Source organism: Mesorhizobium sp. LjNodule214, from assembly GCF_964252735.1.
Taxonomy (GTDB): Bacteria; Pseudomonadota; Alphaproteobacteria; order Rhizobiales; family Rhizobiaceae; genus Mesorhizobium.
On sequence record NZ_CAXUPE020000002.1, the window covers coordinates 1,494,005 to 1,514,563 of the forward strand.

Here is a 20,559-nt window from a genome sequence, read left to right on the forward strand (position 1 = left end):
TTTATGCTAGTCTAGGAGCGAAGCCGGGGCCATGAAAAACTGGCGGATCAGGAGGAAGCGATGCAACGCCGCGATATGTTCCGCGCCGGTCTTGCCGGGGCCGCCGGCCTTTTCGGGCTGCGCCAGGTCAAGGCCGCGGCCGCCGAGGAAAGGCTAAAGGTCGCCTATCATCTGAGCGACGTCGACAAGGTCAATTTCGTGCTCGGCAACATCAAGAACCACTATGAAGGCACCGGCGGCAATGTCGACATTGCGCTGGTCGTGCACGGTCCGGCCCTTGCCGCCTTCAAGTCGAAAGGCATATCGGCGGCGATTTCCGGCCGCTTTGCCGGCCTTGTCGAGCAGGGCCTCAGTCCACATGCTTGCGGCAACACCATGCACGGCATGGAGATCACGCTCGCCGACCTGCTCGACGGCTTCCATGCCGTCGACGAGGGCGGCGTCGTCAAGCTCGCCGAACTGCAGCGTCAGGGCTATGCCTATCTCAGGCCCTGAGGCGCCACGGACTTGAACGTGAGGGCGGTGGGAGCCTACGAAGGGAGAGCAGTACATCCCAGAGGAAAGTGCCCATGACCGCCCCCACCCTTGTCATCCCAGATCTCGCCGGCAAAGCGGTGCTGGTCACCGGCGCCTCGACCGGTATCGGCGCGGCACTGGCGCTGGCCTATGCCGCGCAGAAATGCCGCGTTGCGCTGCACTACAATTCAAGCCGCGATGCGGCCGAGAAACTGGCCGGGACCATTCGCGACAGCGGCGGCGAGGTCTTCCTCACGCAAGGCGACTTCTCCGTGCCGGCCGATGTCGAGCGCGTCGTCGAGGAGAGCGCGGAAAAGTTCGGCCGGCTCGACGGCCTGGTCAACAATGCCGGCGGCATGCTTGGCCGCGTGCCTTATGCAGAGCAAACCGAGGCGCATTACGACGCGGTGATGGACCTCAACGCCCGTTCCGTGCTCACCGCCTCGCGCAAGGCCATTCCCTGGTTGAAGCGCCAGGGCGGCTTCATCGTCAACACCTCCTCGATCGCCGCCCGCAACGGCGCCGGCGGCGGCGCAGGGCTCTACGGCTCGGCCAAGGCCTTTGTCTCCAATGTGACACGCGGCATGGCCAAGGAACTGATCGGCTTCGGCATCCGCGTCAACGCGGTGGCGCCGGGCACTATTCGTACACCTTTCCACGAACGCTATTCGACCGAAGAGCAGATGAAGGGCATGGTCGCCACCATTCCTCAAGGGCGCGCCGGCACCGCCGAGGATTGTGTCGGCACCTATCTGTTCCTCTCCTCCGACCTTTTGAGCGGCTATATCACCGGACAGGTGATCGAGGTGAATGGCGGCCAGTTGATGCCTTGAGCCGAGACCTGCATACTCCGTTCGCGCAACCCTGAAGGGAGACAAGGGAATGTACGGACTGATCGGCAAGATGCGGGCGGCGCGCGGCCAGCGCGACGCGGTCATGGACGTGCTGCGTGAGACCACAGGCGCCCTGCCCGGCTGCCTGAGCTACGTCATCGCCATCGACCCGGTCGACGCTGACGCAATCTGGGTGACCGAAGTGTGGACCGATCAGGCAAGCCACAAGGCATCGCTGCAACTGCCCGAAGTCCAGGCGGCGATCGCCAAGGCGCGCCCTTTCATCGCCGGCTTCGAATTCCAGGTCGAAACCCAGCCGGTCGGCGGCTTCGGGTTGCCGAAGGCTGGGCCCGGCTGACGCCTCAGGCAGCGGCTGATTTTCTCCGGCAGACAGGGGTTCGCATTTTGACTCGTCCGGTCTAAGACGCGGATATGGACTCCTCGCCAGACCAGCCCCCCGTCGAGCGCATGGCGCAGTTGCACAGGCGCTGGCAATGGCTGGTCCTGCTGGTTTTCTCGCTCCTGTTCGCCGGCGCGCTCGAAATTGCCGCACTGCCCGCGGCGCTGCTGATCGGTCCGATGCTGGCGGCGATCCTCGCCGGCACCAACGGCGCCACGGTGCGCATACCGAAGCCGCTGTTCGGTTCGGCACAGGCGGTCGTCGGCTGCCTCGTCGCCGCTTCGATCTCCACCGATATCTTTCCCGTCTTCTACCAGGAGTGGCCGCTATTCCTCGGCGTCGTGGTGGCGACCGTCGCGGCTTCGAGCCTGCTCGGCTGGCTGATCAGCCGCTGGCGCATCCTGCCCGGCACCACGGCGGTCTGGGGCTCGTCACCGGGGGCCGCTACTGCCATGGTGCTGATGGCAGGCGCTTTCGGCGCCGACCAGCGCCTCGTCGCCTTCATGCAGTATCTGCGCGTCATCTTCGTCTCGATGACGGCGGCGCTGATCGCCAGGATGTGGGTCGATACGTCAGGTATCGAAGTCCCGGCCATCGTCTGGTTTCCGCCGATCGATCCGCAGGCCTTCGCCGCCACCATCGGCATCGCGCTCGTGGGCGGCCTGCTCGGCAAGTTATGCCGGCTGCCTTCGCCGTTCTTCCTCGGCACCTTCATCTTCGGCTCCATCATCCATCTCGGCTTCGGCGTGCCGATGCAGCTGCCGCAATGGCTGCTCGCGGTCAGCTATGCCTTGATCGGTTGGTCGATCGGGCTGAATTTCACCCGACCGATCCTGCGCCACGCTGCGCGCGCTTTGCCGCAGATCATCGGCTCGATCGTCGCGCTGATCGCCTTTTGCGGCGGCCTCGCCTTCCTGATCAGCCATCTGCTCGGCATCGATCCGCTGACCGCCTATCTGGCTACCAGCCCAGGCGGCATGGACAGCGTCGCCATCATCGCCGCCGCGGCGCAAAACGTCGACATCTCCTTCGTCATGGCGCTGCAATCGGCCCGCTTCCTCGTCGTGCTCTTGATCGGGCCGAGCGTCGCGCGCCTGGTGGCAAGAAGCGTGAAACCATAAGCATTTTCCGCCCCTTGACCTGAGCCCGGCTTCACCAGAACCGGGTGATTTTTTGCTGCCGGGCAACAGTCCGGACAAGTCGTTGCGCAAACACGAGAAATTACTTGACTCATATACTCATATTTGAGAGCGCGGGATCGCAATCAGACATGAGACAGTGGAGACGAGTTGATGCGGACGCGGACGGCGATATGGTGCTGGAGACTATCGTTGTTGGCCGGTACCGCCTTGCTCGGCCACGCCTTGCCGGCCGGCGCGCAGGAGAGTGGGGACGCCACCGTCCTCGGCAAGATCGAAGTCAGCGCCGAGAGCGACGAGATCCTGGTCCAGGACGGCTATGTCGCCAAGAAGGATCGCATCGGCACCAAGCTCGACACGCCGATCGCCAAGATCCCACAGGCCGTTTCGGTCGTCACGCAAAAGCAGATCGAGGACCAGAAGCCGCGCACGCTGAACGAATCGCTCGGCTACACGGCCAGCGCCAACCCCAACAGCTTCGGCTTCGATACCCGCTACGACGCCTTCTTCCTGCGCGGCTTCCAAGCCTTCTACAACGGCATGTTCCGTGATGGGCTGCGCCAGTACAACGGCCCCTCGGCCTGGTTCAAGACCGAGCCCTACGGCATCGAGGGCATCACCATTCTGAAGGGCCCGGCATCCTCGCTCTACGGCATCAGCGGTCCGGGCGGCATCGTCAATGTCGTCACCAAGCGTCCCAAGGACGAACCTTTCCACGAGATCGAATTGCTGGCCGGCGAGCACAACCGCTTCCAGGCGGCGCTCGACGCCTCCGGACCGGTCAACGCCGACGGCAGCATTCTCTACCGCTTCACCAGCATCGGTCGCCTGAGCGAAACCGATCTGCCTGGCTATCCAGACGGCAAACTCTATCTGGCACCGGCGGTCACCTTCAAGCCCGATGAGGACACCAAGCTCACCATCCTCGGCGAGTACTCGAAATCCGTCACTGGTGGCACCGCCGCCTTCTACAACTCGGCCTACGGCGTGCTGTCCAACGTCTATGAGGGCGATCCGGCCTGGAACGATTTCGACCAGACGCAAGGCCGCATCGGCTACGAATTCGAGCATCGTTTCAACGACGTGCTGACGGTGCGCCAGCACCTGCGCTACAACGCAGTAGACAGCGACATCGAATACAGCGGCCACTATTCGATCGGCGCCGATCAGCCGTTGCAGCGCTATTGGGGCCACTACACCGAGAACATGAAGAACTTCGTCGTCGACAACATGGCGCAGTTCGAGTTCGACACCGGCCCGGTCAGGCACACCGCGGTCGGCGGCATCGACTACGCCTGGTCGGATTATGATGCCGGCAGCGGAATCTCCTATGTCTCGGTCGACGACATCAAATCGGCCGCGGTTCCGCACTATGGCGGGCAGGAGATGAACCAGTTCGGCGTCTACCTGCACGACCAGATGGAGTGGAACGATTTCACCCTGTTTACCAGCGGCCGCTACGACTGGGTCGACACCACCTCCACCGCTGCCGACTTCAGCACCTCAAAGCAGAAGGACAGCGCCTTCTCCGGCCGGCTCGGCCTGTCCTACCAGACCGAATGGGGCATCACGCCCTATGTCAACTATTCCACCTCGTTCTCGCCCAACATCGGCTTCGTCTTTGACGACGTCACCAGCACCGTCGGCCGCGTCGCTCGCCCGACCATCGCGACGCAGAAAGAGATCGGCGTCAAATACGAGATCCCGGATTACAACGCGATCGTCAGCGCCGCGCTGTTCGACATTGACCAGAAGGACGGCGTCGTGTTCGACGCATCGACTGGCATCAACAAGCAGCGCCAGCTCGACCTCAATTCGCGCGGCATCGAGCTGGAAGCCAATGCCTCTTTGGACAACGGCTTCAGCTTCATAGCCTCCTACACCTATCTGCGCGTCAAGATCGAACGCGGCGCCCAGTTCACCGCCGGCAAGGAACTGTCGGCGACGCCGAACCATATCCTGTCGCTCTGGGGCCACTACCAGTTCGAGAACGGCACGCTGGAAGGGCTGGGGCTGGGAACGGGCGTGCGCGTCGCCGGCTCGAGCTATGGCGACGACACCAACACCTTCAAGAATGAGGCGCGCGCTTTCGTCGACGCCTCGCTCTCCTACGATTTCGGCTACCGCAATCCGAAGCTTGAAGGCGTGAAGCTCCAGGTCAACGCCAAGAACCTGTTCGACACCCAGAAGACCATCTGCTCGGCCGGCTATTGCTACCGCGACGAAGGCCGTTCGCTGTTAGCCAGCCTGCGCTACCGCTTCTGACCGACGACGTCATCCGCGCTGCCGCCAAGCGGCGGCGCGGCGCTATTCCTCGCGCTCGTCACCGCCCTCGGCGCCCCGGCGCCAATAGGCGGTGACCAGGTGCCGGCCGCGCGGCAGGCCCCATTCCTTGCGCACGATCTTGCGGATCTCGCGGAAATCGGCGAATTCGCACGCCGCCCAGACATAGAGCTCGTCAGAGAGCGCAGCTTGATCACGTGCCCTCAGCGCCGCCGGCAACAGAGCGGCGGTGCCGGGTTCAACGCCTTGCCGGTAAAGCCAGGTGACGGCAATATTCTGGCCGTCGGCCAGCGGCATCCGGTCCTCCGGGCCATCGACTTCGATAAGCACCTCGGCGTGGGCTGATGGCGCAAGCTCCTCGAGGATCCTGCCAATGGCTGGAAGTGCCGTATCGTCGCCGACCAGAAGCAGCGTCTCCGCATCGGGCGCTCCGCCTCCGCCAGGTCCGATCATGCCGATAATATCGCCGGCTTGCGCGTTCTCGGCGAAGGCGGCGGCCGGCGTGTCTTGGCCGGGATGCAGCACGAAGTCGACATCGAGCCAGCCGCCGGCGGCGTCCAGCGCCCGGATCGTGTAGACCCGCACGACCAGCGCATCCTCGCCCGAAGGCCACACCAGCAGGCCATCGGCACCCATCGACGGCCAGACCGGCTGCCGGCCGCGCGGCGGCAGCAGCAGCCGCACATGCAGGCCGCCATGCGCAAATCGGCTGAGATCATGGCCCGAGAAACGGACACGCTGCATATGCGGGGAAATCCGTGTCGCCGACACAACCTTGATCTCGCGGAAGAAGACCGGCGTGCCGGCGTCGCTGCCGTGGCCCTGCCAACTTATGCCCTTCGTCGTGCCGAGATGTTCGGCGACATGACCGGCGACCGTCATCTTCATGTAGGACAGGCAGGTTTCGTCCTCCGCAGCAACCCGGATCAGCACGCTGCCGTCGTCAAGCGTGGCGTTCAACGAGCCGTAATGCATGCGGAATTCCCACTGGTCGGCAATGCCGGTGTCGATCTCGGTTTCGCCGTGCTCGGCGCGCAGCCTGTCCATGACGGAGCGGATGGCACCATCCACGATCCGGGTTTGCGCGCTCAGTTGCTCCATGGCTGCAGCCTTTCGAATACCGGTTGAAGCGACGCCGCCCAAGGCGCCGTCATCATCGGCATGCCACAGCGGCGGCGCCGTTTCCACAGAAACATGATGAAAGAAGTCATATTTTCTTGAGCGATTGAACCTCAAGAATGCAACGCGGTTCCCAGCGCATGTCGCGCAAAAGTGCGCAGCGGTCTTGCGACAACGACATGCATAAAAACAAAGAACTAAAGCGCGTCGCATGAAGCCGTTTGAATGCGACGCGCTTTAGGCGATCACCAGGCTGGAAAATCGGTGATGTAACCGGAAACTGGCAACCATCAGTCCAGGCGATGCATCAAGTCGTCATCCAGCCAGCGGCCGAAGAAATAGACCAGCTGTTTGTGCCACCACGGCCAGTCGTGGCTGACGTCGCCGCCCCAATAGTCGACCCAGGCAGGAATTGACTTGTCGCGCAGCACCTGCTCCAGCGCTCGCGTTTCGACCAGCATCCGCTCTTCCCAGGCGCCCTGCCCGCAACAGAAGATCAGCCTGAGCGCCTTCAGCCGGCCAAGCAGTTTCTGGTCGACGATCCCAGGCAGATAGTCGAGCGGCGAGTTGAAGAAGATATTGCCGTCGAGCGCGCCGCCGAAGAAATCGCGGGTCGAGTAGACGCCCGACAGCGCAATCACGCCGCTGGTCAGTTCCGGAAAGCGGAAGACGAAATTCGACGCGTGGTAGCCGCCCATCGAACAGCCTGAAAACAGCGGCTTCAGTTCGCGCCCGCCATTGGCTTTTGCCGCGGTTGCCAGCAATTCCGGCAGCGCCTCTTCGCGCACATAGCGGAAATAGGCTTCGTGGCGGGCGATACGGTCGGCCGGGTCGGCATGCTTGTCGAAGAAGGATTCCGAATCGATGCCGTCGAGCGTGAACAGCTGGATGCGGCCGGTATCGATGAATTCCGAGAGTGCCCCGACGCCGCCGGAATCCTCGAACTGGTAGAACCGCCCCTGCGAGGTCGGGAACACCACCACCGGCCGGCCGGCATGACCGTAGCGCTTGTATTCCATGTCGCGGCCGAGGTTGCGGGCAAATCCCTTGTGGTAGGAGACGTCCATTGCCTCACACCTTTTCCGCGTGAATATAGTCGACCGCCTGGCGCAGCGCTTTGGCATCCTTAGACCGCATCTGATACGCGTAGTGTCCCATGGCGCGGCTGAAAACCTCTTCTATTGCCTGGTGATGGACGACCTTGTCGCCGTGCGCGGCTAGCACGTCCGCATGGCTGTGCAAATAGGCGAGGTGGCGTTTGCGGCTGGCATAGGCGGTGAAATACTTGCCTTCATAAGGCCCGCCGGCGGCGTCCTTGACCACCATCTCGGCCCAGGCCGCGTAGACGTCGATGTCGAACGTGTAGTTGATCGCATCGGTCATCCAGGCACCCGGCGGACGCATGTTGACCTCGAGCGCGATGACGCGGCTGTCCTTGGTCTCGAACAGCTCGATGTGGAAGAAGCGCTCGCGCACGTCGAACGCCCCAAGGATCTTCCGGCCCGCCTCCTCCACTGCCGGGCTGATTTCGGGAAAGCAGGTGTAGCTCATGTGGCGGTCGCGGTTGACCACCTCCATGACGCTCTGGTCGTAGCGGTGGCTGGCCGCCAGCACCACCTCGCCGTCGCGGTTGACCAGCCCGTCGAAGGTGACCACCAGCCCTTCGATGAACTGCTCCATGACGAAACTCACACCCTCGGGCTTGTCCCTGAAGAACTGGTCGAGCTCCTTCGCATTGGAGATCTTGAAGGTGTTCGAAGCGCCGGAGCCGGAATCCGGCTTCACCACCACCGGATAGCCGACGCGGCGGATGAAGGTCATGGCGCCGGCGCGATCGGAGCATTTGCGCTGCGGAATGGTCTCGACGCCGCTCTTGCGAAAGAAGGCGCGCATGCGACTCTTGCGCTTCAAATTCTTCACGAAATCGAGCTTGGTACCGAAGATGTTGAAGTCGGTGCGGATGTTGGCCTCGAGTTCCAGCCAGTGCTCGTTGAGCGACTCGAAGCGGTCGATGCGGCCCCATTTGTGGATGAAATGGCCCATCGCCCGGAACACCGGTTCATAGTCCTCCATGTCGGCGACGCGGTAATATTCCGACAGCGCTGTCTGCAGTTTTCCGTTCAGCGCCTCATAGGGCGCATCGCCGATGCCGAGCACCGTGGCGCCGGCCTTCTTCAGCCGGTCGCAGAAATCGGCGCCGTTGGCCGGAAAATGCGGCGAGAAGAAAACGAAATTCATGGACGACCTCCCGGCAAAATGGCCTCGTCCAATGCATGCCGCCCAAAAGTACGAAGCGGTTTTGGGTCAACGACACGCACAGAAACATAACGAGTTTGGCGTATTTGCCCCATATGGGGAAGAGCTTGCGTGTCTTGCCGGGAGGCGGCCCCACTTGCCTCCCACAGCCTGCTCCTGTATGAGAACCGCCATGAACACGCGCGCCTCTTCCGTCGCTTCCCGTCCGACCGGCTTCGCCGGCGAGACCGTGCGCGCGCTTGCTTCGACGCTGCTTCTTCTCGGCCTTATCGGCGATCGCCGGGTTCGCTGAAGGAGCGCCCGGCGGTCGAACCGCCGCTTACGCGCACGCTCCTTGGCCAAATTGGCAAGTCACATCAAGCGAACGAAACATTGGTAAAGGCGCCGCTCGGCACCAATCCGCCTGAAGGCGGGGTCGGCGAGCCGCCGGGAGACACGACGATGAACGCACGAGAAGACATCCGTCCGAATGACGGCAACGCAGCAACGGGCATGACAAAGTCCGCCCAGGGCATGCCGGACGCCCCTCGCAAGTATCAACCCTATCCGACCGTCGGCCTCACCGACCGCACCTGGCCTTCGAAGGTTATCGACAAGGCGCCGATCTGGTGCTCGGTCGACCTGCGCGACGGCAACCAGGCGCTGATCGACCCGATGGGCCACGAGCGCAAGGCGCGCATGTTCGCGCTGTTGCTCGACATGGGCTTCAAGGAGATCGAGATCGGTTTCCCGTCGGCCTCGCAGACCGATTTTGACTTCGCCCGCTGGTGCATCGAGGAGGGCAATGTGCCCGCCGATGTCTCGCTGCAGGTGCTGGTGCAGTGCCGTCCCGAACTCATCACCCGCACCTTCGAGGCGCTGCAAGGTGCCTCCAACCCGATCGTGCATTTCTACAACTCGACCAGCGAACTGCAGCGCCGCGTCGTCTTCGAGAAGGATGTCGCCGGCATCAAGCGCATCGCCACCGATGCGGCCAAGATGATCACCGACATGGCGGCCAAGGCCGGCGGCGGTTTTCGCTTCGAATATTCGCCGGAAAGCTTCACCGGGACCGAACTCGAAGTGGCGCTGGAGATCTGCAACGCGGTCATCGAGATCGTGAACCCCACGGCTGACAACAAGCTGATCATCAACCTGCCGTCGACCGTCGAGATGTCGACGCCCAACATCTATGCCGACCGCATCGAATGGATGTGCCGCAACCTCGACAACCGCGAGAACCTGCTGATTTCGCTGCATCCGCACAATGACCGCGGCACCGGCATCGCCACCACCGAACTCGGCCTGATGGCTGGGGCCGACCGTGTCGAAGGCACGCTGTTCGGCAATGGCGAGCGCACCGGCAATGTCGACATCGTCACGCTGGCGCTCAACATGTACACGCAAGGCGTCGATCCCGAGCTCGACTGCTCTGACATCAACCGGATGAAGGACGTCTACGAGTATTCGAACCAGCTGAAGATCCCGGAACGCCACCCTTACGTCGGCGAGCTCGTCTATACGGCCTTTTCCGGTTCGCACCAGGACGCCATCAACAAGGGCATGAAGGCACTGCGCAAGGCCAACACGCCGCACTGGGAAGTGCCCTATCTGCCGATCGACCCGGCCGATGTCGGCCGCAACTACGAGGCGATCATCCGCATCAACTCGCAGTCCGGCAAGGGTGGCATCGCCTATGTGCTGCAGGCCGACTACGGCCTCAATTTGCCACGCAATCTGCAGATCGAGTTCAGCCAGCACATCCAGGCGATCACCGACGCCGAAGGCAAGGAAGTGGCCGCCAGGCGTATCCACGAGGAATTCCTCGAAACCTATGTCGACCAGCCGGCTGCGCGGCTGAAGTTCCTCGACCACCATACCTACCCGGACACCGAGACCAAGGGCCGCCGCGTGGTCGAGGCCGTCATCCTCGACAACGGCAAGGAAATGACCATCACCGGTTCGGGCACCGGTCCGATCGACGGTTTCGTCGACGCGCTGTCGCGCCATGTCGGCGTGGAGATGTCGGTGCTCGACTATTCCGAGCATTCGATGCAGCGTGGCTCGAACGCCTCGGCGATTTCCTATGTCGAGATGGAATATCCCGGCGGCAAGCTGTTCGGCGCCGGCATCAACACCAACATCGTCGCCGCCTCGCTGGAAGCAGTGGTTTCGGCCGCCAACCGCATCGTCGGCCGCAAGGCCGGCTGATCTTCCATACCCCTGGCGCGCCGCATCCGCGGCGCTCCAGGGCCTGCCTGCGAGCCGGCTCACGCGTTAACCATGGGCAATTATCCGGTGGCTTACGCGATAGCATAATACAACCATGCTTGTGCGGCAGTGCCAGCGCTATATGATCGCGCCTCAACCTGTGCCGACTTCGAGAGGATCGACACTTGCAGCATGCCACGCCTGCCGCCCCCGCAGTGCGCGAGACATTGGAGCGACTGCTAGCCAGCGAAACGTTCGGACGGTCCGAGCGTGCGCGAAAACTGCTGCGCTATCTGGTCGAACGCGAGCAAGCCGGCGAGGCTGACCGGCTCAAGGGCTTCTCGATCGCCATGGACGTCTTCGGCAAGGACGGCGATTTCGACCCGTCTACCGATGCCGTGGTTCGGGTCCAGGCTGGCAGGCTGCGCGAGCTTCTGCAAAACTACTTCGCCAATGAAGGCGTTGCCGAACCGGTGCGCATCGCCATTCCGCGTGGCGGCTACGTTCCTTCCTATGAACTGAATGCAATTCGCCTGCCGGCCGAGTTGGAGCCGGCGGAAGGCACCGCGCCGACGATCGCCCCGACGGAACTACCCGACCTCGACATTGCCCCTGCCGCGGCCTTGATGTCGCCCCCTGCTGCGCCCGAACCTGGGCGGTCGCTTACCCGCCACCTGCAGTTATTCTGGGGCGCGATTGCCGTGGTCATCGCCATGCTTGGGGTGCTGATCCTTCGCCAGGGCAGCGATGTCCTGCTCGGCAGCAGCGGTTCCGCCTCGGCCATAGAGACCGCGGTGGCGACGAGCAGCGTCGCGTCCCCACCGGTGGAAACCTTGCCGCTGGTCTACATCGCCGTGAAGGCCAATGGCCCGGAAGCAGCCCGTGTGGCTGCTTCGCTGCGCGCCGGCCTCGCCGGTTTCGACACCATAGACTTCATCGGACGTGATGCCGACGGCACCCGCGATCCGGCCGCCGACGCCACCAGCTTCGTATTCGATATCCTGCCGGGACCCGCGGCGGGTGACGTGACGCTCGAACTGCAGAATGTCGCGACCGGCCGGGTGCTGTTGTCACGCAACCTGTCGGCCGTCGACAGCGCGCCGGGCGCGATTGAAGACAGTATCGCCAACGTACTGACCTCGACCATTCCCGCCTACGGGCCGATCTACACCTACATCGAACAGAGCGGCATCGAGACCGGCCTGACCCGCTGTCTGGTGCTCAACGACAGCTACTATCTCGACCAGAGCGCCAAGGCACACGAAGCTGCCTATCGCTGCCTGGAAACCCTGGCCAGCCAGGGCGCGAAATCGTCGCTCGTCTATTCGGAACTCGCCTCCCTGCATCTCGAGGCTGTCACCGATCACTATTCCTATCCGCCCGGCGCGACGATCGAACAGGCGATGTCGTTTGCCCATCGCGCTGTTCAGATGGGGCCGACCAGCCCCTACGCGCATCGCGCCTATGGCTATCTCAACTCGCGCCTCGGCAATACGGACGAATCGATCCGCTGGATGCGCAAGGCCCATGAGCTCAATCCTTATGACCTCGGCATGGCGGCCGCTTACGGCTATGGACTGATTTTCGCCGGCAAATACAGCGAAGGAACCCCGATCCTGGCCCACGCCGTCGAAACCTTCAGCGGCCACGCGACCTGGTGGGACTACGGGCTTTTTGTCGGTGCATTCATGCTGGGCGACACGAAGAGGGCCGCCATCGCCAGCGAGTCGTTGCGGACGACGGCGACCAAATCGCACTACCTGGCGGCGCGCCTTATCGGCGCCAAGCTGGCCGCCCGCGATCAACTGGCGAGCCAGTTGACCAACGAACTGATCGCCAAGTTTCCGAAGTTCGCCGCCAATCCGCGCTCAACCTTCGTCGACAGGAAATACCCTGCCGACCTGACTGACCGGCTGGTCGGGGCGCTGCGCGCGGCGGGCCTCGGCAACGCCAGTTGATCCGTGCCTAGCACGCCCCGGATCGCGAAAATTTTACTGGCCATCGACCTGGACTGGGAGCAATCCAGCCACAGTCTGGAATTCGCTATCCGTCCGGTCTTGCAATAATCATCAGTTTTCATGAGTTCATCCCTCCACGCTGCCGAACGCGGTACCGGTCCGAAGGCTGTCGCCTTCCTGCACGGCTTCGGTGGCTGCCATGACGTCTGGCGCGACGTGACGTCGATGCTTGCGCCCGACATGCGGGCTCTCGCCTACGACCTTCCCGGGCATGGGCTTTCTCTCGATTTCCCCGGCGGCGGTTCGGCCAGGACGGCAGCTCGGGCCGCTCTGGCGGACCTCGCCGCGCGTGGCATGAAAAGGGTGCACCTGGTCGGCCATTCGATGGGCGGTGCGGTGGCTGTGCTGATGGCTTTGGCCGAGCCCGAAAGGGTTGCCTCGCTGACGCTTTTGGCGCCGGGTGGCTTTGGCCCGGAAATCAATGGCCCCTTGCTGCGCCGCTATGCGGCCGCCACCGGCAAAAGTGAGATCCGTACCTGTCTCGCCGCCATGTCCGGGCCACTGAGCCAGCCTCCGGAACATATCGTGGACGTGCTTGACGAGATGCGCAGACGCCCGGGTCAGTTGCAAAAGCTTGTCGAGATCGCCGCGTCCATGACCAGGGATGACCGGCAGGGTGCCATCCCGCGCGAACAGCTCGAAACGCTGAAAATGCCGGTGATGGCGGTCTGGGGAACGGACGACGCCGTGCTGCCGGTTTGTCAGGCCGACGACATGCCGGTGAATTTTCATCTGCACCATGTTCTGGAGGCCGGCCACATGCTGGCCGAGGAAGCGCCTGACCTTGTCGCCACGGCGGTGCGCCGCAACATGAACCGCCGCAGCAGGCGTTTTCAGCCGAGTCTTGACGCAGCGGCGAGCTGATCCGCAGCCATCATCTCGCGGGTGCATTTTGCCGACGACTATGTTAACTCGCTGTTAACCAACCGCGAGGCAACGCCGATGAAGGACACAGGCGAGAAAATCACCCCGATCGATCCGTCGCGAAACCTGTCCGACGCCATTCGCGATGTGAAGAACGCCTTTGCCGACCGCGACGACGTGGTCGTCGACTTGCGCGAAGCGCACCGCATGCGGCTCGAATTGCTTGCCGCCGAACTTGCGCCCGTCTTTGCCGATGTGCCCGCCGATATGGACAATTTCGACTTCGCCGTATCGTCCGGCCTGCAGCCGCGCCTGTGGATCGATGCCGTCAGCCATGTCGCCATGGGGCGGGATCGCCGCACCTACCGGTTCCTCAGGGATACCCGCATCGGCCGCGTGGTTCTCGCCGAATCGACCGACATGAAAATCGTCGCCGACCAGGTGACGCGCTATGTGGCCGAGCGTGTCGTCGAACGTCAAAGGATGATGGAAGGCGGGGTCGAGCACGCTGTGTCCGGCATGCAGCGCACCACGGTGGCCGAAGCCGAGCCGCCATTGCAGGTTGCTCAGCGCGGCAAGGCCGGGTCGGCCATCCTGTCCGGCCTCGGTCTGATCTTTGCCGGCGCGCTGGTTGGGCTGGCTGTGTCGATCGTGCTGTTCTGGGACCGCCTCGTGGCGATGAAGATCAGCTTCTGACCAGTTGGCGCGATGCCTCGGCATCGGCGCCAAGTTCGAGCACCTGCAGCTCCGAAGGCGGAAGCGCTGGCCCGGTCAGGCCGCGTCGCGTCAAGCGGATCCGCCAGTTGCCCTTGTCGCCGTCGATATCGATCAGATTGTACTGCGCGGCCGGGTGCCTGCCGCCAAGCCCTTGTCCGGCGGCTGCGACACCGACGGCCGGGATCTTGGCACCACGGCCACCGATGAAGAACAGGCTCGGATTGTGCGAATGGCCGTGCAGGATAAGTTCGGCTCCATGCCGGCGAACGATCTTCTGGAAGAGCGCGATGCCGAACAGCCGCTTGTACTGCGAAACGGCACCGCGCACCGGCGGATGGTGGATCATGATGACCCGGAACAGGCCGCGCTCGGCCGTCGCATCGAGCATTCGGCCGAGCCTTTGCGCCTGGCCCTCCCTGAAGAAGCCGTTGGCCATGAATGGGGCGGTGGCGCGCGCCGTCGAAACGCCGATCAGCGCGATGTTGTCGCGTACCCGCAAATAGGGAAAGGAATGGCGGTCGACCGGTGTGTTGACGTCGTCGCCGGTCATCCACGCCGCCCAGGAACGGCAGGACTTGTCGAAGGCGCCCGGCACATAGGCATCGTGATTGCCCGGAACGACCGACACGTCATGCGGCGAACCCAGCGTCTCCAGCCAGTGCCTGGCCATTTCGATCTCGCCGTCGAGCGCCAGATTGACCAAATCGCCCGTCACCGCAAGGTGATCGGGAGCGCTGGCCTTCATATCGGCAAGCAGTGTGTCGATGACCGCGTCGTGCATGTGGCGGCGGCGGTTGCGTTGCCAGTTGACGTAGCCGACCACGCGCTTGGAGGCGAGTTCGCGATAGGTTACACCGGGGAGCGGTCCCAGATGGATATCGGAAATATGCGCGAGCCTGAACATCCTTCATTCATAAGCGACGCGGCCCCCGCTTTCCACTCATGGTTTCACGGATGACGGCAACGTCAGACCCGGAACTGGCCTTGCGCCAGACCGGCTGGCCGGGCCTGAGGTCGAGGCTGTTCCATCTCTATTTCCTGCTGCGGCGGCCGATGACGCTCGGCGTGCGCGGCCTCATTCACGACCGCGGCTCCAACAGCGTCTTTTTGATCCGCCACACCTATGTTCCGGGCTGGCAACTGCCGGGTGGCGGCGTCGAAACCGGCGAGACTCTGGTCGAGGCGTTGGCGCGCGAGCTTGCCGAGGAGGGCAACATCGCTCTGACCGCGCCGCCGGTGCTGAAGTCGATGCATTTCAACCGCCGCTCCAGCAAGCGCGACCATGTCGGCCTCTATCTAATCGAAGCCTTCAGCCAGACGGCGCCGAAGCTGCCGGACCACGAGATCGCCGAAGCCGCCTTCTTCCCGCTCGACCGCTTGCCGGAAGCAACCACCCCGGCGACGCTGCGCCGGATCGCCGAGGTTTTTCACGGCGAAAAGCCCTCGCCCTACTGGTAGATCATGCGGCTTTCCCGAACCGCGCCCGGTCATGCGGCGCGGCATAGTCGAGTTCCGGGCCGACCGGCACGATCCCGGTCGGATTGATCGTCCGGTGGCTGGCGTAGTAGTGCGCCTTGATGTGGTGCAGGTTGACCGTGCCGGCGATGCCGGGCACCTGGTAGAGATCGCGCAGATAGTTCGACAGGTTCGGATAGTCGGCGATGCGGCGCAGATTGCATTTGAAGTGGCCGACATAGACCGGGTCGAAGCGCACCAGCGTGGTGAACAGCCGCCAGTCGGCCTCGGTGATGCGATCGCCGACGAGATAGCGCTGCTTTGACAGCCGTTCCTCCAGCGTATCCAGTGCGGCGAACAATTCCCCGAACGCCTCTTCATAGGCGCGTTGCGTGGTGGCGAAGCCGGCCCGATAGACGCCGTTGTTGATGGCGGGATAGACCAGTGCGTTGATGCGGTCGATCTCGCCACGCAACTCCTCGGGATAGAAGTCGAGGCTCGTATCGCCCCATTCGTCGAACGCTGAATTGAGCATCCGGATAATCTCGGAAGACTCGTTGGAGACGATCGTCTGTTCCTTTCTGTCCCACAGCACCGGCACCGTCACCCGGCCCGAATAGGCGGGGTCGGCCTTGGCATAGATCTGGTGCAGGAAATCGAGGCCATAAAGCGTATCGCCGGTGGCGCCGTCCTCGGCCAGGAACGTCCAGCCGTCCGCACCCATGAAATGATGCACGACCGAGACGGAGATGATGCCTTCCAGCTTCTTCAGCACGCGCAGGATCAGCGTCCGGTGCGCCCAGGGGCAGGCAAGCGAGACATAGAGGTGGTAACGCCCGGGCTCGGCCTTGAAGCCGCGCTTTCGGCCCTCTCCCGGCGCCCCGTCAGCGGTGATCCAGTCGCGCCATTGCGCCTGCGCCCGCACGAACCTGCCGCCGCTGTCCGCCGTATCGTACCAGCGATCCTGCCACCTGCCTTCGACCAGCAATCCCATGCAAATCTCCTTGCGTCTTCTGCTCAATGTAGACGCAAGGTTGCCCTGCCGAAGTCGTCATGTGCTGAACAGACCGTCACTCGGCCGCAACGGCGGACGAAAACGGCCGATTGCAGCGGCCGGAATTTGATGCTAGCGGACAATCCGCATGTTCGACTTTGCCATGATCCGGTTTGACCGACGACGAAAGGGCGCCCGCGCTTGATGAAGCGCTGACTGGCGAACGCTGCCGTTTGCAGCAAACCTTTTCCTCCTCTACCGGAACGCAAAGACCATGAGCCTTGCCGACGTGAAATACCTGCCGGAAACCCCGGCGCACGATACCGAAATCGAAGCCATCAACGACGAGGCCTTCGGGCCTGGTCGGTTCGTGCTTGCCGCCTACAAGATCCGCGAAGCCGGAGGGCATGAGCGCGCTTTGTCCTTCGTCGCCGTCGACGGCGTTATTGTCGTCGCCTCGGTGCGGATGACGCGCATCGCGGCCGGCGCCGGCCGTGCGCTGATGCTCGGGCCGCTCGCGGTGCGGCCTGCCTTCAAGAATCTCGGCATCGGCCGCCGGCTGGTGGCAATCGCGCTGGAGGCCGCCACCAAGGCCGGCATGCCGGCGGTGATGCTGGTCGGCGACGAGCCCTACTACGGCCCGCTCGGCTTCAAGAGGATCCCGCGCGGGCAGATCTCCATGCCGCGCCCGGTCGACCTCGACCGGCTTCTGTCGCACGAGATCGTGCCGGGCGCCGTGGCCCGGCTGTCGGGCGAGGTCTGCCATGCGGACGTGGCGCGGGTTTCCGATCCCGTCCCGGTCATGGCTTGAGGCTATCCTGCCGGTTGCGCCTGCGCTGCGAGCTTCGTAGCATCATCCGAAATGTGTGGAGGACGCCGGCATGAACCCCAATGGCCAGATTGCGATCGTCACCGGCGGCGGCTCCGGCCTCGGCGAGGCGACAGCCCGAGCGCTTGCCGCCAAAGGCGCGCGCGTCGCCATCCTTGATGTCGGCATCGACCGTGCCAGGACGGTGGCGGCCGATATTGGCGGCATTGCCGTTCAGTGCGACGTCAGCAGCAGCGACAGCGGTGTGGCCGCCTTCGCCGAAGTGGCGGAGCGGCTCGGTGAACCGCGCGTCCTGGTCAATTGCGCCGGCATCGCCATCGGCGTGAAGACGATCGGCAAAGATGGTCCGCATCCGCTCGAGCAATACCGCAAGGTGATCGAGATCAACCTGATCGGCACCTTCAACATGATCCGCCTGTTCGCCGACCGGGCAGCGAAGCTCGAGCCGCTTGCAGGCGGCGAGCGTGGTGTCATCGTCAACACAGCTTCCGTCGCTGCCTATGACGGCCAGATCGGCCAGGCCGCCTATTCCGCGTCCAAGGGCGGCGTCGTCGGCATGACGCTGCCGGTGGCCCGCGACCTCGCGCGTTTCGGCATCCGCGTCTGCACGATTGCACCGGGCATCTTCAGGACGCCGATGATGGCCGGCATGCCGCAGGACGTGCAGGATTCGCTGGGTGCGGCGGTGCCCTTTCCGTCCCGGCTGGGTGAGCCTTCCGAATATGCGGCACTTGCGCTCCACATCGTCGAGAACCAGATGCTGAACGGCGAGACCATCCGTCTCGACGGCGCCATCCGCATGGCGCCGAAATAGCCGGCCATGAGCGCCACCATCCCGGCAAGGAGCGGCCCGCTCAGCGGTCTGCTCGTGATCGAGATGGCCGGCCTCGGACCGGTGCCGCTGGCTGGCCTGATGTTGTCGGAAATGGGCGCCGACGTGCTGCGCATCGAGCGGGCGGGCTCCGGTCAGCCTTTGCTGCCGCTGCCGGAGGACTACGACCTCGACCGTCATGGCCGCTCCATCCTGCGCATCGACCTGAAGCGCCCGGAAGGCACCGAACTGCTGCTCAGCCTTGCCGAAAAGGCCGACATGCTGGTCGAAGGGTTTCGTCCTGGCGTCATGGAGCGGCTTGGCCTCGGACCGGACGCGATGCTGGAGCGCAACCCGGCGCTGATCTACGGCCGCATGACCGGCTTCGGCCAGAGCGGGCCACTATCGGGCCGCGCCGGCCACGACATCACCTATCTTGCCTATTGCGGCGTGCTGCACGCCATAGGCAGCGAGGGAGGCAAACCGGTGCCGCCGCTCAACCTCGTCGCCGACTATGGCGGCGGTGCCATGATGCTGATTACCGGCGCACTCGCCGCGCTGTTTCAGCGCTCGCGTTCCGGCAAGGGCCAAGTGATCGACGCCGCCATGGTCGAGGGCGCCTCGATGCTGGCAGCGCCAGTCCATGCCCTGATGGCGGCCGGCGTTTGGCGGGATGCACGCGGCGTAAACCTGCTCGATTCCGGCGCGCCCTTCTACGACACTTACGAGACGGCTGATGGGCGGCATGTCGCCGTCGGCTGCCTCGAACCGCGCTTCTTCGCCGAATTCGCCAGGCTGCTCCCGATCGACGAGCGTTTCGTGCGCGATCAGTTCGACAAGGCGCTGTGGCCGGATATGCGCTGCGCCATTGCCCGGCGGATGAAGCAGAAGACGCGCGACGACTGGGCCGCCCTGTTTGCGGAAACCGACGCCTGCGTCGCGCCGGTGCTGTCGCTGCAGGAAGCCAAAAACCATCCGCACAATCGTGCCCGCGGCGCCTTTGTAAAAGCAGGCAGGCTCGATCGCCCTGCCCCGGCGCCGCGCTTCTCGCAAACGCCGTCGACGCTTGCCAGCAAGCCGGCCGAACACGATCTCCAGCCTGTGATGGTGCTGAGGCGCTTCGGTTTTGCGCAAAGCGAGGTCGAGGCCCTTGTCAAATCGGGCGTGATCGGCTGATAAGTGGAGAAGGAAAATCAACTTATGACGGTGAACACTTTTGGTTGATCGCAACAAGGACGTCATACGCGAGACCGACGCCGAAGCGATCCGGCTGGCAAGGACGCTGATCCGCGGCGCCCGTTTCGGCGCGCTGGCCGTCATCGAGCCCGCGACCGGATCGCCATTGGCGAGCAGGGTCGGCGTTGCCACCGACGTTGACGGTGCGCCGCTGATCCTGGTGTCGATGCTGTCCGCGCATACAGGTGCTATCCTCGCCGACCCGCGCTGCTCGCTGCTTGTCGGCGAACCGGGCAAGGGCGATCCGCTGGCGCATCCGCGTGTCACTTTGGTCTGCCGGGCACGACGGCTCGAGCGAGGATCGGACGAGCATGCCCGCGCGGAGCGGCGCTATCTCAACCGCAATCCCAAGGCGCGGCTCTATGCCGGGCTTGGTGATTTCTCGATCTTCCGGCTCGAGCCCGAGCGCGCCAGTCTCAATGGCGGCTTCGGCAAGGCCTATCTGCTCGATCATGGCGACCTGGTCACCACCGGGCCGGTCGTCGACGAGCTGGCTGCCGGCGAACAATCGGCTCTCGACCACATGAATGCCGACCACCTCGACGCGATCGCCGTCTATGCCCGCCATTATGCCAATGCCGAGGGCGATGGCTGGATTGCCACCGGCTTCGACGCCGACGGCATGGATCTGGCCTCGGGCGACGCCATATGCCGGGTTTTCTTCCCCGAACCCCTGAAGACGGCCCGCGAGTTGCGGCCGGTCCTGGTCGATATGGCCAAGGCCGGACGCGCAGCCGGCTATTCACAAGATCGATAGTTAATCGCCTTGAATCAAAAGCAAGTCTTGAGATTTGGAGGAAATGTTCTACCCTCGCACATGACGCTGATTCAGCAGCGTGCATCCACACGTGAATTTATGGAATCTGACGCTATTGCCCCCATAGCGTCAGGATGAGCTC

General features: G+C 63.7%; 19 protein-coding genes. 14 read left to right on the top strand and 5 right to left on the bottom strand.

Annotated features, from left to right (window positions below; genetic code table 11):
• Positions 1–60 precede the first annotated feature (60 nt).
• The 5 genes from ACSQ3Z_RS20980 (at position 61) to ACSQ3Z_RS21000 (ending at position 5,153) form a co-directional block, all read left to right on the top strand.
• Positions 61–495, top strand: a complete 435-nt coding sequence (locus ACSQ3Z_RS20980; RefSeq protein ID WP_436173192.1) for a DsrE family protein — start codon at positions 61–63, stop codon at positions 493–495.
• 74 nt (positions 496–569) lie between these two features.
• Positions 570–1,349: an SDR family NAD(P)-dependent oxidoreductase gene (locus tag ACSQ3Z_RS20985; RefSeq protein ID WP_436173193.1), complete on the top strand. Its 780-nt coding sequence runs from the start codon at positions 570–572 to the stop codon at positions 1,347–1,349.
• Positions 1,350–1,398: 49 nt separating this feature from the next.
• Entirely contained in the window at positions 1,399–1,707 is a 309-nt protein-coding gene (locus tag ACSQ3Z_RS20990) for a putative quinol monooxygenase (RefSeq protein WP_436173194.1), read from the top strand.
• Positions 1,708–1,781: 74 nt separating this feature from the next.
• Entirely contained in the window at positions 1,782–2,870 is a 1,089-nt protein-coding gene (locus ACSQ3Z_RS20995; RefSeq protein WP_436173195.1) for an AbrB family transcriptional regulator, read from the top strand.
• Between the two features lie 171 nt (positions 2,871–3,041).
• Positions 3,042–5,153, top strand: a complete 2,112-nt coding sequence (locus ACSQ3Z_RS21000; RefSeq protein ID WP_436173196.1) for a TonB-dependent siderophore receptor — start codon at positions 3,042–3,044, stop codon at positions 5,151–5,153.
• 42 nt (positions 5,154–5,195) lie between these two features.
• On the opposite strand, the gene ACSQ3Z_RS21005 is transcribed toward ACSQ3Z_RS21000, so the two are convergent.
• The 3 genes from ACSQ3Z_RS21005 to ACSQ3Z_RS21015 form a co-directional block, all read right to left on the bottom strand.
• The gene (locus tag ACSQ3Z_RS21005; RefSeq protein ID WP_436173197.1) at positions 5,196–6,272 is read right to left on the bottom strand and encodes an SIP domain-containing protein; all 1,077 of its coding nucleotides are present in this window, start codon (positions 6,270–6,272) and stop codon (positions 5,196–5,198) included.
• 308 nt (positions 6,273–6,580) lie between these two features.
• Positions 6,581–7,357 carry an esterase family protein gene (locus ACSQ3Z_RS21010; RefSeq protein WP_436173198.1) on the bottom strand — a complete coding sequence of 259 codons (777 nt, stop codon included), beginning with the start codon at positions 7,355–7,357 and terminating at the stop codon, positions 6,581–6,583.
• A 4-nt stretch (positions 7,358–7,361) separates the two neighbouring features.
• Positions 7,362–8,528 (bottom strand): ATP-grasp domain-containing protein, encoded by a 1,167-nt coding sequence (locus ACSQ3Z_RS21015; protein ID WP_436173199.1) that lies wholly within the window; start codon positions 8,526–8,528, stop codon positions 7,362–7,364.
• Positions 8,529–8,987: 459 nt separating this feature from the next.
• Here ACSQ3Z_RS21015 and leuA point away from each other — a divergent pair, with 459 nt between their 5' ends.
• The 4 genes from leuA (at position 8,988) to ACSQ3Z_RS21035 (ending at position 14,314) form a co-directional block, all read left to right on the top strand.
• Positions 8,988–10,736 carry a 2-isopropylmalate synthase gene (gene leuA / locus ACSQ3Z_RS21020; RefSeq protein ID WP_436173200.1) on the top strand — a complete coding sequence of 583 codons (1,749 nt, stop codon included), beginning with the start codon at positions 8,988–8,990 and terminating at the stop codon, positions 10,734–10,736.
• Positions 10,737–10,921: 185 nt separating this feature from the next.
• Complete coding sequence (locus ACSQ3Z_RS21025) at positions 10,922–12,694, top strand: tetratricopeptide repeat protein (protein WP_436173201.1); 1,773 nt, start codon at positions 10,922–10,924, stop codon at positions 12,692–12,694.
• A gap of 120 nt (positions 12,695–12,814) precedes the next feature.
• On the top strand, positions 12,815–13,618 hold the full coding sequence (locus ACSQ3Z_RS21030; RefSeq protein WP_436173202.1) for an alpha/beta fold hydrolase: 804 nt from the start codon (positions 12,815–12,817) through the stop codon (positions 13,616–13,618).
• Positions 13,619–13,696: 78 nt separating this feature from the next.
• Positions 13,697–14,314 (top strand): hypothetical protein, encoded by a 618-nt coding sequence (locus ACSQ3Z_RS21035; RefSeq protein WP_436173203.1) that lies wholly within the window; start codon positions 13,697–13,699, stop codon positions 14,312–14,314.
• Here the strand turns inward: ACSQ3Z_RS21035 and ACSQ3Z_RS21040 are convergent.
• Complete coding sequence (locus ACSQ3Z_RS21040) at positions 14,304–15,239, bottom strand: metallophosphoesterase family protein (RefSeq protein ID WP_436173204.1); 936 nt, start codon at positions 15,237–15,239, stop codon at positions 14,304–14,306. The genes ACSQ3Z_RS21035 and ACSQ3Z_RS21040 overlap by 11 nt on opposite strands.
• A gap of 50 nt (positions 15,240–15,289) precedes the next feature.
• Between ACSQ3Z_RS21040 and ACSQ3Z_RS21045 the strand changes: the two genes are divergently transcribed.
• A complete protein-coding gene (locus tag ACSQ3Z_RS21045; RefSeq protein WP_436173205.1) occupies positions 15,290–15,793 on the top strand; it encodes an NUDIX domain-containing protein in 504 nt (167 codons plus the stop codon).
• A 1-nt stretch (position 15,794) separates the two neighbouring features.
• Here the strand turns inward: ACSQ3Z_RS21045 and ACSQ3Z_RS21050 are convergent, their stop codons facing one another.
• Complete coding sequence (locus tag ACSQ3Z_RS21050) at positions 15,795–16,784, bottom strand: glutathione S-transferase family protein (protein ID WP_436173206.1); 990 nt, start codon at positions 16,782–16,784, stop codon at positions 15,795–15,797.
• 274 nt (positions 16,785–17,058) lie between these two features.
• Here ACSQ3Z_RS21050 and ACSQ3Z_RS21055 point away from each other — a divergent pair, with 274 nt between their 5' ends.
• From ACSQ3Z_RS21055 to ACSQ3Z_RS21070, 4 genes are all read left to right on the top strand, one after another.
• Positions 17,059–17,595 (top strand): GNAT family N-acetyltransferase, encoded by a 537-nt coding sequence (locus ACSQ3Z_RS21055; protein ID WP_436173207.1) that lies wholly within the window; start codon positions 17,059–17,061, stop codon positions 17,593–17,595.
• A 70-nt stretch (positions 17,596–17,665) separates the two neighbouring features.
• Positions 17,666–18,427 (top strand): 3-hydroxyacyl-CoA dehydrogenase, encoded by a 762-nt coding sequence (locus ACSQ3Z_RS21060; protein ID WP_436173208.1) that lies wholly within the window; start codon positions 17,666–17,668, stop codon positions 18,425–18,427.
• 6 nt (positions 18,428–18,433) lie between these two features.
• Positions 18,434–19,600, top strand: coding sequence for a CaiB/BaiF CoA transferase family protein (locus tag ACSQ3Z_RS21065; protein ID WP_436173209.1), 1,167 nt, complete (start codon positions 18,434–18,436; stop codon positions 19,598–19,600).
• Between the two features lie 40 nt (positions 19,601–19,640).
• Positions 19,641–20,417, top strand: a complete 777-nt coding sequence (locus tag ACSQ3Z_RS21070; protein ID WP_436173210.1) for a HugZ family protein — start codon at positions 19,641–19,643, stop codon at positions 20,415–20,417.
• Positions 20,418–20,559 lie beyond the last annotated feature (142 nt).

What these genes read in the sequence shown, in the direction of transcription:
- ACSQ3Z_RS21060 (WP_436173208.1), top strand. Translation starts at nt 17,666, where the DNA reads ATGAACCCCAATGGCCAGATTGCGATCGTCACCGGCGGCGGCTCCGGC.
- ACSQ3Z_RS21005 (WP_436173197.1), bottom strand. Translation starts at nt 6,272, where the DNA reads ATGGAGCAACTGAGCGCGCAAACCCGGATCGTGGATGGTGCCATCCGC.
- ACSQ3Z_RS21055 (WP_436173207.1), top strand. Translation starts at nt 17,059, where the DNA reads ATGAGCCTTGCCGACGTGAAATACCTGCCGGAAACCCCGGCGCACGAT.
- ACSQ3Z_RS21015 (WP_436173199.1), bottom strand. Translation starts at nt 8,528, where the DNA reads ATGAATTTCGTTTTCTTCTCGCCGCATTTTCCGGCCAACGGCGCCGAT.
- ACSQ3Z_RS20990 (WP_436173194.1), top strand. Translation starts at nt 1,399, where the DNA reads ATGTACGGACTGATCGGCAAGATGCGGGCGGCGCGCGGCCAGCGCGAC.
- ACSQ3Z_RS21010 (WP_436173198.1), bottom strand. Translation starts at nt 7,357, where the DNA reads ATGGACGTCTCCTACCACAAGGGATTTGCCCGCAACCTCGGCCGCGAC.
- ACSQ3Z_RS20980 (WP_436173192.1), top strand. Translation starts at nt 61, where the DNA reads ATGCAACGCCGCGATATGTTCCGCGCCGGTCTTGCCGGGGCCGCCGGC.
- leuA (WP_436173200.1), top strand. Translation starts at nt 8,988, where the DNA reads ATGAACGCACGAGAAGACATCCGTCCGAATGACGGCAACGCAGCAACG.
- ACSQ3Z_RS21040 (WP_436173204.1), bottom strand. Translation starts at nt 15,239, where the DNA reads ATGTTCAGGCTCGCGCATATTTCCGATATCCATCTGGGACCGCTCCCC.
- ACSQ3Z_RS20985 (WP_436173193.1), top strand. Translation starts at nt 570, where the DNA reads ATGACCGCCCCCACCCTTGTCATCCCAGATCTCGCCGGCAAAGCGGTG.
- ACSQ3Z_RS21000 (WP_436173196.1), top strand. Translation starts at nt 3,042, where the DNA reads ATGCGGACGCGGACGGCGATATGGTGCTGGAGACTATCGTTGTTGGCC.
- ACSQ3Z_RS21065 (WP_436173209.1), top strand. Translation starts at nt 18,434, where the DNA reads ATGAGCGCCACCATCCCGGCAAGGAGCGGCCCGCTCAGCGGTCTGCTC.
- ACSQ3Z_RS21035 (WP_436173203.1), top strand. Translation starts at nt 13,697, where the DNA reads ATGAAGGACACAGGCGAGAAAATCACCCCGATCGATCCGTCGCGAAAC.
- ACSQ3Z_RS20995 (WP_436173195.1), top strand. Translation starts at nt 1,782, where the DNA reads ATGGACTCCTCGCCAGACCAGCCCCCCGTCGAGCGCATGGCGCAGTTG.
- ACSQ3Z_RS21030 (WP_436173202.1), top strand. Translation starts at nt 12,815, where the DNA reads ATGAGTTCATCCCTCCACGCTGCCGAACGCGGTACCGGTCCGAAGGCT.
- ACSQ3Z_RS21050 (WP_436173206.1), bottom strand. Translation starts at nt 16,784, where the DNA reads ATGGGATTGCTGGTCGAAGGCAGGTGGCAGGATCGCTGGTACGATACG.
- ACSQ3Z_RS21045 (WP_436173205.1), top strand. Translation starts at nt 15,290, where the DNA reads ATGACGGCAACGTCAGACCCGGAACTGGCCTTGCGCCAGACCGGCTGG.